The sequence below is a fragment of the Actinomycetota bacterium genome, from assembly GCA_035697485.1.
GTDB lineage: Bacteria > Actinomycetota > UBA4738 > UBA4738 > HRBIN12 > JAOUEA01.
This window is the reverse complement of sequence record DASSCU010000005.1, coordinates 146,249-159,376: the sequence shown is the minus strand read 5'-3', so window position 1 is coordinate 159,376 and position 13,128 is coordinate 146,249. Positions and strand designations below refer to the sequence as shown.

The window sequence follows — 13,128 nt, the reverse complement described above, 5'->3', positions numbered from 1 at the left end:
CGGTCAACCCGTCGGGAGCGCCGGCCGGACCTCGTGCTCCAGTGCGAGCGGCACACGCATCCCGTACCGCTCGGCGAGCCGATCGCGTGCCGTGACGTACTCGAGCGTCGCGCGGGGGATCGTCCCGGGCACGTCCTCAACGCCCAGCGGACGAAGGAGGTGGTGGCTCATCACCGCGAGCTGTTCCCGCACGAGGTCGTCCCGGCCGCCCTGCTCCTTGGAGGTGAGCCACAGGATCCAGTCCCAGAAGTGCCGATCGATCGCCTCGAGGGTCCCGGGCGCCGGCGTCCAAGGTGGGGCAGGTTCGTGCGGAACGCCCGGGAAGATCAGATCGACCTTGACCGGCCCGCGGAGCATCAGCATGAAGCATCGGTAGGTCGTAGGGCCGAGCGGATCCCACTGCTGGGCAAGCGGATGCAACGGCGCCACGAGTGAGGGGAGCGCGGCGAGGACCGCATCGACAGCGTCGATCGAGACCACGAAGTCCCAGTCCGAGAGCGGTAACGCGCTCCCGATCGCGCGCGAGCCAACGAGTTCGACCGCGCGCACGTTCGCATGACTCATCAGCGCCTCCGTGACGGCGGCGACCAGGTCGCGATCTTCAGCCATCGGCCGCGAGCACGATCGCCTCCCACGGCCCGAGACGCGTCGGGGACGCCACGGTCACGCCATCGCGTCCTCGATCGGTGCCGAGGAGGATCCGTCCGGCGCCGAGCTCGACCTCGGTAGCGGCGTCGGAGAGGTTGATGGCCACGACCGTGTCGTCCCCGCGCCGGAACGCCCACACGTGCTCTGGCGCAGCGATCCCTTCGTAGCCGCCGCCGCGAAGGTCGTCGCGACCACGACGGAGCTCGATGAGGTCGCGGCACAGATGGAGCACCGAGTCCGGCTCGCCACGCTGCTCGGCCGCGCTCCCTGCCACGGGGTCGCCGAACGGCAACCACGGCTCCACGCCGGGTGACGTGAAACCTCGGCCGGCCTCGGCCGTCCACGGCATGGGTGTGCGAGCGCCGTCGCGACCGGGCCCGTCGCGCCCACCGCGCAGGCCCACGGGGTCCCGGCGCCGGTCCCCAGGCACGTCAACCTCTCGCATTCCGATCTCGTCCCCGTAATACAGGAGAGGTGTGCCCCGAAGGGTCAGGAGCACGACAAGCGCCGCACGGATGCGTCGCTCGTCGCCGCCGCACCATCGGGTCGGGAACCTCCCCGCGTCGTGATTCGACGCGTTCCACATCGGCCACGCCCCGGGAGGCAGCGCCGTCTCGGTCGCCTCGACGATCGCCTTGGCTTCGGGTCCCAGGTCCGCGAACACGAACGCCACGTTCAGAACGAGGTGCAGCTCGTCGCCGCGCCCGTAGAAGCGCATCAGCGACGGGAGGTCGGGGACCCATGTCTCCCCAATGAGGACGCCCGGTGGGGCGTAGCTGTCCGTGATGGCGCGCCATCGGCGGAACACGTCGTGGACCTCGGATCGGTTCATGTTGTAGACCGGACGGAGACCTCCGGCACTGATCGACGGATGATCACCGACGGTCGCGGGTGGGTTGTCGCGCAGGTCTCGATCCTTCACGATCCCGTGTGCCACGTCTATCCGGAACCCCGCGACGCCGCGGTCGAGCCAGAACCGAAGGATGGCGTCGAACGCGACTCGTACCTCCTCGTGCCACCAGTTCAAGTCGGGCTGCTCCGGGAGGAAGTTGTGCAGGTAGTACTGCCCCGTGTGCTCGTCCCAGGTCCACGCCGGGCCACCGAACACCGACCGCCAGTTGTTCGGTGGACCGCCGTCGGGGGCGCCGTCGGCCCACACGTACCAGTCCCGGTGTGCCGACGAGCGGTCGGAGCGGCTGTCGACGAACCAGGGATGCCGGTCGCTCGTGTGGTTGGGGACGAGGTCGACGATCACGCGGATCCCGAGTTCACCCGCTTGCGTCACGAGACGGTCGAGCGTCGCAACGTCGCCGAGCGCCGGATCAATCGACGTGTAATCGGCGACGTCGTAGCCCCAGTCGGCGTTCGGGGAACGGGTGATCGGGTTCAGCCAGATCCCGTCGACGCCGAGCCAGGCCAGGTGATCCAGGTGGTCGATCAGCCCCTGCAGGTCACCATGGCCGTCGCCGTTCGAGTCGGCGAACGAACGTGGGTACACCTGGTACAGGACCCCGGTTCGCCACCACGCGTCGTCGGATGCTTGCCCGTGCGCGGCCCGCGTCGACATGGCGGCCAGCCTACCGTCCCATCCATGTTGCCCAACGAGAGCGACCTTCGAGCTCGGGGATGCGATGCGCAACGTCGTTTCCGGCACGGCGCCCGTGCCACGAGATCGCGGGATCGACGCCGCTGACGCACGTCAGAGGTGGTGGGCGAGGGGGGAGTTGAACCCCCACGTCCTTTCGGACACAGGAACCTGAATCCTGCGCGTCTGCCAATTCCGCCACTCGCCCGAGCGGAACCGGCATCGTAACAAGACGTCGTCGCGCGACGTCCCCCGAACGAGTGACCACGAGAACCAACCCTTCGTCCGATGTACCCGGAACCGGGTAGCTGCCGATACCCCGTTCTGCCATGACCGAACGCTCGCAGCACATCGACTTCGACGAGCTGATGAGGGCGCTGACGGTCACCGGCTTCGTGGCGCTCTCGACCTGGGTGATGGCTTCGTCGGTCGGCGTGATCTCCGGCTACGTCGCCGTCTCTCCGCCTGCGACGCTGCGGTTCCTGTTGGCCGTGCTGATCCTGGTGTTCGCGCGGCGCACCTACTGGGAGGTGCGCGAGTGGCGCTGGGGGAAGCTGCCGCCCGACGAGCGATTCGGCTTCTCGAACCCGCTCGCCGAGCGCCCGCGGACGTCGGAGCTCGGGACGGCCGAGGCTCCGGGGCGCGACGCCGGAACGACCGACACGGCCGCAACGGGCTCGCCACACCCCCGGGCGTAACATAGGCGCCGGGAACGGGGCTCCCGCACGCCCCGTGCACGACGCCTGTGCCCAACCTCCGCGATTTCGAACGACGTCTGGGGGGCCTCGTGGAGGGCCTCTTCTCCAAGACGTTCCGGTCCGGCGTGCAGCCGGTCGAGCTGGCGAAGCGCCTGATCAAGGAGATGGACGCCGGACGCACGGTGGGCGTCAACGAGGTCTGGGCGCCGAACCACTTCGAGTTCTCGCTCTCGGCCGGCGATCACGAGCGACTCGAGCACGCCGGGACCGCGATCGCGAAGGAACTCGGATCCGTGATCCGCGAGAACGCGAGCGAGCGCGGGTGGGGGCTGGTCGGACCTCCCGAGGTGACCTTCGAGGTCGACGAGCGGCTGAAGAAGGGCGACATCCGCTGCGTGGCGACGCTCGTGGAGGGGCCGGAGAGGGTCGAGCCCGCCACCGCGCCGGCGCCGACGCTCGTGATCCGTGAGGACGGCGTCGAACGCACCGTCACGCTCACCGGCGAGACGACGACGATCGGCCGGCTCCCCCAGTGTGAGGTGGCCCTCGCCGACCGCGGAGCGTCGAGGCGTCACGCTCAGATCCGCGTGAAGGACGGCGCCGCCACCCTCACCGACCTCGGCTCGACCAACGGCACCGAGGTCAACGGCCACTCGGTCCAGAGCGCCGCCCTCGACGACGGCGACCGCATCTCGATCGGGACGACCGTGCTCGTGTTCCGCCGGGGGTCCGCTTGATGCTTCGCCTGGTCGCGCAGAGCGTGACGCCGTTCGCGCTGTCGGCGCTGAAGTACGGCCTCTTCGCGCTGTTGCTGTTGTTCATCTGGCGTGCCATGCGCTGGGCAGTGCGGGGTTTGAGCGTCGAGACGGCGACACGCTCGTCGCGCCGCTCCGCGAGGAAGGGCGGAGCCGCGGCCGAGCCGGCCGTGCCACCAGGTCCGTCGGCCGTCGTGATCCACGCCGAGGGCGCGAAGCCACGCACGGTGCCGGTGAGCGGCAACATGGTGATGGGCAGAGCGCCCGAGTGCGAGCTGTCGCTCGACGACACGTTCATCTCGCAGCAGCACGCCCGTCTGTTCGCGAAGAACGGGTCCTGGTACGTCGAGGACCTCGGCTCCACGAACGGCACGTACGTGAACGATCAACGCCTCGCCGCGCCGGCGATGGTGCAGCCGGGCGACCGCGTGCGGGTCGGCACCACCGTGCTGGAGCTCCGGCGATGAGGATCGAGGTCGGCGCCGCCACCGACATCGGCCGCGTCCGCGAGGTGAACGAGGACGCCTACCTGGTCGAGGACCCCCTGTACGCGGTCGCCGACGGCATGGGCGGACACCGGGGCGGCGACGTCGCGTCGAGCCTCGCCCTCGAGACGGTCGAGTCGCTCTTCCGGGAACGGGAGGGCTCCCTCGCCGATCAGGTGCGCGAGGCGAACCGAGCCGTGCACGAACGGTCGGTGGCCGACCGCAAGGTCAGCGGCATGGGCACCACCCTGACGGCCGTGATGGTCGAGGACGGGAACGCACGCTTCGCCCACGTCGGCGACAGCCGCGCCTACCTGCTGCGAGCCGCGGACCTGCGGCAGGTCACGAGCGACCACACCCTCGTCGCGCGCATGGTGAAGGCGGGCGAGATCAGCCCCGAGGAGGCCGCCGTGCATCCTCACCGCAACGTCGTGACCCGCTCGATCGGTACCGAGCCCACGGTCGCCGTCGACGAGGACACCGTGCCGTTGCTCGATGGCGATCGGCTACTGCTCTGCAGCGACGGCCTGACCTCGATGGTCCAGGAGGAGCAGATCCAGGCGATCCTCGAGGCCGAGCCCGATCCGCAGCGCGCCGCCGACCGCCTCGTGAAGGCGGCGAACCGTGCCGGCGGCATCGACAACATCACGGTGCTGGTGCTCGATGCACATGCCGAGGACGGCGACCCGCCGCCGGGCGAGCTCCCGAAGATCTCGAGACGACCGAGCGCCGCGCGGTTGGTCGTCGGCACGCTCGTGACGATCGTCGTGGTCGTCGGCGCCCTGTTCGCGGTGCGCGCCTACATCGACCGTCAGTGGTACGTGGGCGACGCCGACGGACGAGTCGCGGTGTTCCGGGGCATCCCAGCGCGGCCGCTCGGCATCACGCTCAGCAACGTCGACACGCAGACCGAGATCCCCTCCGACGAGGTCGTCGCGCTCGTGATCTATCGCGACCTTCCCGATGGCATCAGCGCCGAGAGCCGTGAGGACGCGTTCGCGATCGTCGAGCGGATGCGCACCGACGTCGAGGACCAGGTTCAGCCCGTCGACGGAGGCGGCTCCGGGTGAGCGAGGTCGCCCTCCCCGCCGCGACCGAGGCCCGGCGACCGGTCACGGGACTCTGGCTGCTGATCGTCGCGATCGCGATCTCGCTCGCGGCGTACGCGATGGCGGGGCTCGGCCTGAAGGGGCGCACGCCCCGCGACTTCGTCGTCTACGGCCTCGTCTTCACCGGCGCCTTCGTGGCCGGGTGGCTCGTAGTGCGGTGGGCCGCGCCTCGGGCCGACCCGGTGCTCTACCCGACCGCCACGGTGCTGGCAGGCCTCGGCATCGCGATGCTCTACCGGATCATGGTCGCGCGCGGCGAATCGACCATTGCCCGGGAGCAGGCGATGTGGCTGCTGGTCGGACTCGCGGCGTTCTGCCTCACGCTCTGGCTCGTGCGCGACGATCGCCAGCTCAATGCGTACACGTACACGCTCGGCCTGATCGGCGTGGTGCTCCTCCTGCTGCCGGTGGTGCCCGGCATCGGGAGAGAGATCAACGGGGCCCGTCTCTGGGCGCAGGTGGGGCCGTTCTCGTTCCAGCCGGCGGAGTTCGGGAAGATCTTCATCGTCGTCTTCCTCGCGTCGTACCTGACGGACAAGCAGGAGCTGCTCGCCGCGGGCTCGGGCCGTTTCGGGCTCCCGCGTGCGAAGGACCTCGGGCCGCTACTGCTCGCATGGGGTGCCTCGCTCGCAGTGCTGTTCCTCGAGCGCGACATGGGCGCCTCGCTGCTGTTCTTCGGCGTCTTCGTCGTCATGCTCTGGATCGCGAGCGGCCGAGCGGCCTACCTGTGGCTCGGGCTCGTGATGTTCGCGGCGGGCGCCTGGTTCGGCTACCTCGCGTTCGCCCACGTGCAGGCGCGCGTCGACACCTGGCTATATGCGCTCGACCCCGACAAGGTGACCGGGCTCGGCTACTTCCAGCTCGCGCAGGGATGGTTCGCGATGGCGACCGGGGGCATCGTCGGCACGGGCCTCGGTCAGGGCTCGCCGACGTTGATCCCTTACGTCGGCAGCGACTTCATCTTCGCTGCGTTCGGCGAGGAGTTGGGCATGATCGGCGCCGTCGCGCTGTTGCTGCTGTACCTGATCCTGATCGCCCGGGGCCTCCGCATCGCGATGGAGCGCCAGGACACGTTCGGCAAGCTGCTCGCCACGGGTCTCACCACGATCTTCGCGCTGCAGACGTTCGCGATCGTGGCCGGCGTGACGCGCCTGATCCCGCTCACCGGCGTGCCGCTGCCGCTCGTGAGCTACGGGGGCTCGAGCCGGGTCGCGACCTTCATCATGCTCGCCCTGCTGATCCGGGTCTCGAGCGGGCCGATGGAGCGAGTGCATGGATAGGCGGATCCGCCGGCTCGGCATCGGCCTCGTCGTGCTGTTCGCGCTGCTGTTCGCGCAGCTCTCCTACGTGCAGGTGATCGCGGCCGACGACATCAAGGCGCAGCCGGCGAACGCTCGCCGCCAGATCATCGCGGAGTACCGCGTCGAGCGCGGCCCGATCCTGTCGGCCGACGGGGAGTTGCTGGCACATAGCGTGCGCAACCAGGAGCGGCGCTCCGAGCTGCTGTTCCGCCGGGTCTATCCCGACGGGCCGCTCTACGCCGGCCTCACCGGGTACTACTCGCGCATCTACGGGCGCGCCGAGCTCGAGCAGGCGGCCAACCCGTTCCTGTCGGGCGATGCGCCCGAGCTCGCGGTGTCGACGTTCACCGACCTGATCCTCGGGCGGGAGCGCAAGGGAGGCGCGGTGTTCACGACGATCCGCAGCGACCTGCAGGAAGCAGCCGCCCTCGCGCTCGGCGACCTGCCCGGCGCCGTCGTCGCCGTGGAACCCGAGACCGGCGACGTGCTCGCGCTGGTCGCGAACCCCTCGTACGACCCCAACTCGATCTCGTCGGGGACCGACGAGGACATCACGGAGGCTTGGGACGCGATCTCGACCGACCCCGAGCAGCCCTTGATCTCGCGGGCCAAGGACGAGCTCTACCTGCCGGGGTCGACCGGCAAGTTGATCACCGCCTCGGCCGCCCTCGAGAACGGTGTCGACCCGGTCACCGACCAGTGGCCGAACCCGCGGGTGCTCGACCTGCCACAGACGACGAACACGCTGGAGAACTTCGGCGGATCGCTCTGCAAGGGGGGGTCGCAGACGGTCTCGATGGCCGAGGCGTTCCAGGAATCGTGCAACGTCACGTTCGCCGAGATCGGACTCGACATCGGCGCCAAGGAGATGAGCGAGCAGGCGCTCGCCTACGGCTTCTGCCCCACCGACCCGCCGACGCAGGTCGAGTGCGAGGAGCCGACGATCCCGTTCGTGCTGCCGTGGGCCAACGGACGCTTCCCGGAACCGTCGTACTTCGCCGACCGGCAGCCGCAACTCGCGTTCTCGGCGATCGGGCTCGACAACGTGCTGACGAACCCGCTGCACATGGCGCTGATCGCCGCGGCGATCGCGAACGACGGCGTGATGATGCAACCGCGGCTGATCACCGAGGTGCGCGATCCGACGGGGAAGCCCGTGCGCGAATTCTCCGAGGAACAGTACGGCCAACCGATCAGCGACGAGAGCGCGAAGGAGATGCGGGCGATGATGCTCTCCGTCACCCAGGGCGGCACGGCGTCGAGCGCATTCGCGGGCTTCCCCATCGCGGTGGCGGGCAAGACCGGCACGGCCACGAACGGGGAGAACCGGCCACCCAACGCCTGGTTCACGGCGTTCGCTCCGGCCGGACCGGGTGACGAGGCCCGCATCGCCGTGGCGGTTATCGTTCTCGACGGCGGAAACCTCGGGAACGAGGCCACCGGCGGACAGGTGTCGGCACCGATCGCGAGGCAGGTGATCGATGCGTATCTGTAGGCATGAGGTGGAGACGGCGAAGGGCGTGACGAGATGAAGTCGGTGCTGAGCGACCGCTACCAGGTCGAGGCGCGCATCGGCGCCGGAGGCATGGCCGAGGTCTACCGGGGCTTCGACCCGGTGCTGAACCGCACGGTCGCGATCAAGGTGCTGCTGCCGCAGATGGCGCGCGACACGAGCTTCGTCGAGCGGTTCCGCAGGGAGGCCCAAGCGGCGGCTCGGCTCAACCAGTCCAACATCGTCGGTGTCTACGACACCGGTTCCGACGACGGCACGCAGTACATCGTGATGGAGTTCATCGAGGGTCGCACCCTGGCCGAGTTCATGGCGACGGGCCGTCGCCCCACCCCCGTGCAAGCCGCAGAGATCGCCCAGAAGATCTGCGCCGCCATCGCCGCCGCGCACGCGCAAGGGGTGATCCATCGCGACATCAAGCCCGGCAACGTGATGATCACGCGCGAGGGCGTGATCAAGGTGATGGACTTCGGCATCGCCCGGGTGCTCGGCCCCGAGACCGCGCCGCAGACGAGCGCGGTGCTCGGCACCGCGTCCTACCTGTCCCCTGAGCAGGCCCAGGGTGGCCCGGTCGACGCCCGCACCGACATCTACTCCCTCGGCGCGGTGCTGTACGAGTTGCTCACGGGTCGCCCACCGTTCACCGGTGACACTCCCGTCGCGGTGGCCTACAAGCAGGTGAACGAGACCCCCGCGGTGCCCTCGTCGCTGAACCCCGACGTGCCGGCACGGCTCGACGCGGTCGTGATGAAGGCGCTCTCGAAGAACCCCTCGAATCGATATCAGACGGCCGACGAGTTCTCGGCCGACCTGGCACGGGTGGTCGCCGGGCAGGAGGTCGAGGCGACCCCGTTGATGGCCGCCGGGGGTGGCGACGCCACCCAGGTGATCTCACGACCGTCGTCGCGGACCGCCGTGCTGCCGCCCCCCGAGGAGCCGAAGGGGTCGGGCAGGAAGGTCTGGCTCGGCATCCTGATCGGCCTATTGCTGTTCGCCCTGCTCGCCGGCGGCGGCTACCTGCTCGTCGACAGCCTGACCGGTGACGACAGCGGCGGCACCGTGACGGTCATCGTGCCCAACGTCGTCGGCGAGACGCAGGCCGCGGCCGAGGCGGAGCTCGAGGAGCTCGGCCTCGAGGTCGACGTCCGCCGCCGCGAGGTCGACCCCGACGAGACCGAGCCCGGCACGGTCGTGGCTCAGGACCCCCGACGCGACGAGGAGGTCGCGCGCGGATCCACCGTCACGATCACGGTGGCCGTGGAGCCCGACACCGTCGCCGTTCCGTCGCTCGAGGGCCTCACCGTGTCGCAGGCTCAGACGGAACTGCGGGCTGCCGATCTCACCCTCGGCTCCACCCTGCAGGAAGCGAGCGCGGACATCGACGAAGGGCTCGTGATCCGATCGGAGCCGGCGGTCGACGCCGAGGTCGAACCGGGCTCGGCGGTCGACATCTACGTCTCGACCGGGCCCGAGATGGTCGAGGTACCCGATGTGTCGACCGGCTGTCTCTCGGTCGGCGGGGCCAACCAGCTGCTCCGCCCCCTCGGGTTGCTCCTCGAGGAGGGCGAGCCCGCGCCGTCCACGCCCGACTGCCCGAACCCGAGCCGGATCATCGGACAGGAGCCGGCTCCCGGCACGCTCGTCGAGGCCGGATCGGTCGTGACCGTGTTCCGGGGTGGTGGTGGCGACGTCTGAGCCTCGGGGTACCGTGAGGCGATGACGCTCGCCTACGTGACCGAGGACTTCACGCCCGACGAGCGAGCGGTGCTCGCCCGCCACTTCACGAACCTCGAGGGCCCGGTCTTCGCGCTCCTCGACCTGCCTGAGGCGGTCAAGGGCGCGCTGTTCGCGCGCTACTCGCGCACGACGAAGCCGCTACGGCGGCTCTTCCTCGACGAGTTCGCCGGATACACCGACGAGATCGCCGGTGCACACGCAGGCGCCTCGTCGACCGCCGGCAGCGAACGCGCGGCCCGCCTCTACGACTCGGTCTTCGTCGAGTACGGCGACGACTCGGTCGCCCAGCTCGGCGGGGTACACCTCGCGTGCGAGCAGTCGTCGCAGCTGCTCGCGAAGGCCCTCGAGTGGGGACGGCTCGCCGCCTACCTCGAGCAGTCGACGCGGTACATGCGCTACGACGACCGACCCGGCGGCGCCTGGCGGGCCACCTTGCCGCCCGAGCTCGACGGCACCCCGGCGGGCGAGCGGTACGAGGCCTTCCTCGACGAGGCGTTCACGACGTACGGCCGCATGTACGAGCCGATGGCAACCTGGTTCAAGGAACGGCACCCGAAGCAGGAAGGCGACAGCGACTTCGTCTACCGCCAGACGATCCTGGCGAAGACATGCGACACGCTGCGGGTGCTGCTCCCCGCGGGAACCCGGTCGAACCTGGGCATCTACGCGACCGGACAGTCGTACGAGCAGCTGCTGATGCGGCTGGCCGTGCATCCGCTCGCCGAGATGCGGGAGTACGGCGAGCTGATGAAGGTCGAGCTGCGGAAGGTCATCCCCGAGTTCCTGAAGCGGGTCGACGTCGAGGAACGCGGGGTGGCCTGGTCGAGGTACTGGGACGCGAACCGCGAGCGGGTCGAGGACCTCACCGCCCGCGTGCTCTCCGACGCCGGCGCGAAACCCGAGCACCGCGACGAGGTGACGCTCGTCGACTTCGACCCCGAGGGCGAGACGAAGATCGCCGCCGCGGTGCTCTACGGGGCGTCGGCGATGCCCGACGACCAACTGCTCGCGCTCGCACGCTCGATGCCACGCGAGCAGGTCGCCGAGATCCTGCGCGCGAGCGTCGGCGATCGGTCGAACCGGCGGCACAAGCCGGGTCGTTCCTGGGAGCGCACGAGCTACCGCTTCGACGTGCTGTGCGACTACGGTGCGTTCCGCGACCTGCAGCGGCACCGCCCGCTCACGATCGAGTGGCAGCGGCTCACCACCGAACACGGGTACCAGACCCCGCCGCAGATCGACGAGGCCGGGCTGCGCGCCGACTGGGAACGCGTGATGCAGGCGAGCGCCGAGACCGAGCGCGCGCTCCTCGACGCCGGGTTCACCGAGCAGGCCCAGTACGCCGTGTCGATGGCCTACCGCATCCGGTTCGTGATGCAGATGACCGCGCGCGAGGCGATGCACCTCACCGAGCTGCGGTCGCAGCCGGCCGGGCATCCCGTGTACCGGCGAGTCGCACAGACGATGCACCGACTGATCACCGACGTGCACCCCGCGATCGGGGAGACGTTCAGCTACGTGAGTGACGACGAGGTCGACCTCGAGCGGCTCGAGGCGGAACGCCGCACCGAGGAGAAGCGCAAGGCGATGCGGGAAGGAACCACCGAGGCGTGACGTCTCCGGGGTCGGTCACCGCGGTCGTCCGCGGCGACACGATCGACCTCGGTTTTCGTGGTGCGCCGTCCTGCCACACCGGCGATCAGCTCCACCCCGAAGCCATCTTCTACGTCGGATCGATCGCGAAGCAGTTCGTGGCCACATGCGTCGCACTGCTCGAGCACGACGGCACGTTCCGCCTCGATCACCCCGTCTCGCGGTTCGTGCCGCGGCTGCCTCCGTGGGGCGATCGGGTCACGATCCGGCACCTCGTGCACCATACGGGAGGCGTGAAGGAGCGGCGGCGCACCGGCCCGGGCGTCCCGATCGAAGGCGTGCCCGGCTGGGGGAACGCCGATCTGCTCGACGAGCTCCGCCGGATCGCCGAGCTCGACTTCGAGCCGGGCTCACGATACGGCTACTCGAACCGAGGCTACCTGCTCCTCGCCGAGGTCGTCGCCGCCGCGAGCGGGGTATCGCTCGCAGAAGTGGCGCACGAGCGCATCTTCGAGCCGCTCGGCATGCGGGACACGTTCTTCCGTGAGACGGAGACGCCGCTCCCCGAGCGAGCCGTGCGCGGACATTTCGAGGCGCACGACGGGAACGTCTACGAGGAGCCGGCGCGCTTCCACGCCGTCGGCGCCGGCGGGCTCTGGACGACGGTCGCCGATCTCGCCACGTGGAGCTGGAACTTCGACGAGGATCGGCTCACCGACGGATGGCTCGCCGATCGGCTCACGACCCGCGGCACCCTCGACGACGGCACGCCGATCCACTACGCCTGGGGCTTGTCGGTGCGCAGCCATCGGGGCGTGCCGATCGTCAGTCACGGCGGCAACTTCCCCGGTTGGGAGGCGAAGATGGTGCGCTTCCCGACCGAGCGCACGACCGTGATCGTGCTCGCGAACCGGGAGGATCTCGACGTCAGCGCGACGGCGTTCCGGCTCGCCGACGAGGCGCTCGGGGATCGTCTCGACCACGAAGCTCCCCACGCCGACGAGACGTTCGACGGTGCTCGGGGCGCCGAGCGGTCGGTGGATCCGCAGGGTGTCTGACCTGCGGAGATGGCGGAAAACCCCGGAAATCCGCGGAAACATGCGGAATCCGGGTAGGCTGCTCGGGTTCCGACTACACCTGGGGAGGTGTTCGCATGAACAAGGCAGAGCTGGTCGACGCGATCGCGGACAAGTCCGGCATCGCGAAGTCCACGGTCGACGAGGTCATCAAGGCGATGACCGAGACGATCGAGGCCGAGGTCGCCAAGGGCGACAAGATCTCGATCCCCGGCTTCATCTCGTTCCAGAAGGTGAAGCGCGCCGCGCGCACGGGCCGCAACCCGCGCACGGGCGAGACGATCAGCATCCCGGCGAGCGCGACGGTCAAGGTGACCGCGGGCGCGCGTCTGAAGAGCAGCGTGAAGTAGGCACCACACCCTTCTCCGTACCACCGCGGGCCGGCGCCGAAGGCGCCGGCCCGCTCCCATGCTCGGACCCGGCGGACGCCGGGTCCGTTTCGGTACCCTGGGACCCTTCCATGGATCGCGAGACCCTGCTCCTCGTCGCCATCGTGATGCTCACCGTCGCCGCGTTCGCGGTCGGGGTGAGCGGTTGGATCTTGCTCGCGCGCGATCGACGGCTCCGCCACTCGCTCTCCCCCGTCGCGACCGGCGCCTCGGGACATCACGAGGTTCCAGAGGAGCGCTGA

At 69.7% G+C, this 13,128-nt stretch carries 13 protein-coding genes and 1 tRNA gene; 11 read left to right on the top strand and 3 right to left on the bottom strand.

Going from position 1 to position 13,128, the window contains the following annotated elements:
• Positions 1-3 precede the first annotated feature (3 nt).
• The 3 genes from VFI59_01215 to VFI59_01205 form a co-directional block, all read right to left on the bottom strand.
• Positions 4-609, bottom strand: a complete 606-nt coding sequence (locus tag VFI59_01215) for a hypothetical protein (protein HET6712321.1) — start codon at positions 607-609, stop codon at positions 4-6.
• On the bottom strand, positions 602-2,215 hold the full coding sequence (locus VFI59_01210) for an alpha-amylase family glycosyl hydrolase (protein ID HET6712320.1): 1,614 nt from the start codon (positions 2,213-2,215) through the stop codon (positions 602-604). The genes VFI59_01215 and VFI59_01210 overlap by 8 nt, the downstream gene beginning before the upstream one ends.
• Before the next feature lie 139 nt (positions 2,216-2,354).
• Positions 2,355-2,441, bottom strand: a tRNA-Leu gene (locus VFI59_01205).
• A gap of 121 nt (positions 2,442-2,562) precedes the next feature.
• Here VFI59_01205 and VFI59_01200 point away from each other — a divergent pair.
• The 11 genes from VFI59_01200 (at position 2,563) to VFI59_01150 (ending at position 13,128) form a co-directional block, all read left to right on the top strand.
• A complete protein-coding gene (locus tag VFI59_01200; GenBank protein ID HET6712319.1) occupies positions 2,563-2,931 on the top strand; it encodes a hypothetical protein in 369 nt (122 codons plus the stop codon).
• A gap of 47 nt (positions 2,932-2,978) precedes the next feature.
• Positions 2,979-3,668, top strand: coding sequence for a DUF3662 and FHA domain-containing protein (locus tag VFI59_01195; GenBank protein HET6712318.1), 690 nt, complete (start codon positions 2,979-2,981; stop codon positions 3,666-3,668).
• Complete coding sequence (locus VFI59_01190) at positions 3,668-4,153, top strand: FHA domain-containing protein (GenBank protein HET6712317.1); 486 nt, start codon at positions 3,668-3,670, stop codon at positions 4,151-4,153. The genes VFI59_01195 and VFI59_01190 overlap by 1 nt, the downstream gene beginning before the upstream one ends.
• Positions 4,150-5,241, top strand: coding sequence for a Stp1/IreP family PP2C-type Ser/Thr phosphatase (locus VFI59_01185; GenBank protein ID HET6712316.1), 1,092 nt, complete (start codon positions 4,150-4,152; stop codon positions 5,239-5,241). Before VFI59_01190 ends, VFI59_01185 begins: the two co-directional genes overlap by 4 nt.
• Entirely contained in the window at positions 5,238-6,560 is a 1,323-nt protein-coding gene (locus VFI59_01180; GenBank protein HET6712315.1) for an FtsW/RodA/SpoVE family cell cycle protein, read from the top strand. The genes VFI59_01185 and VFI59_01180 overlap by 4 nt, the downstream gene beginning before the upstream one ends.
• Complete coding sequence (locus tag VFI59_01175) at positions 6,553-8,076, top strand: penicillin-binding transpeptidase domain-containing protein (GenBank protein HET6712314.1); 1,524 nt, start codon at positions 6,553-6,555, stop codon at positions 8,074-8,076. The genes VFI59_01180 and VFI59_01175 overlap by 8 nt, the downstream gene beginning before the upstream one ends.
• A 33-nt stretch (positions 8,077-8,109) precedes the next feature.
• Positions 8,110-9,786: a Stk1 family PASTA domain-containing Ser/Thr kinase gene (gene pknB, locus VFI59_01170; GenBank protein ID HET6712313.1), complete on the top strand. Its 1,677-nt coding sequence runs from the start codon at positions 8,110-8,112 to the stop codon at positions 9,784-9,786.
• Positions 9,787-9,807: 21 nt separating this feature from the next.
• Positions 9,808-11,442 carry an FAD-dependent thymidylate synthase gene (locus tag VFI59_01165; GenBank protein HET6712312.1) on the top strand — a complete coding sequence of 545 codons (1,635 nt, stop codon included), beginning with the start codon at positions 9,808-9,810 and terminating at the stop codon, positions 11,440-11,442.
• Positions 11,439-12,479, top strand: coding sequence for a serine hydrolase domain-containing protein (locus VFI59_01160; protein ID HET6712311.1), 1,041 nt, complete (start codon positions 11,439-11,441; stop codon positions 12,477-12,479). The genes VFI59_01165 and VFI59_01160 overlap by 4 nt, the downstream gene beginning before the upstream one ends.
• 95 nt (positions 12,480-12,574) lie before the next feature.
• Positions 12,575-12,847 carry an HU family DNA-binding protein gene (locus VFI59_01155; GenBank protein ID HET6712310.1) on the top strand — a complete coding sequence of 91 codons (273 nt, stop codon included), beginning with the start codon at positions 12,575-12,577 and terminating at the stop codon, positions 12,845-12,847.
• Between the two features lie 110 nt (positions 12,848-12,957).
• Entirely contained in the window at positions 12,958-13,128 is a 171-nt protein-coding gene (locus VFI59_01150) for a hypothetical protein (GenBank protein HET6712309.1), read from the top strand.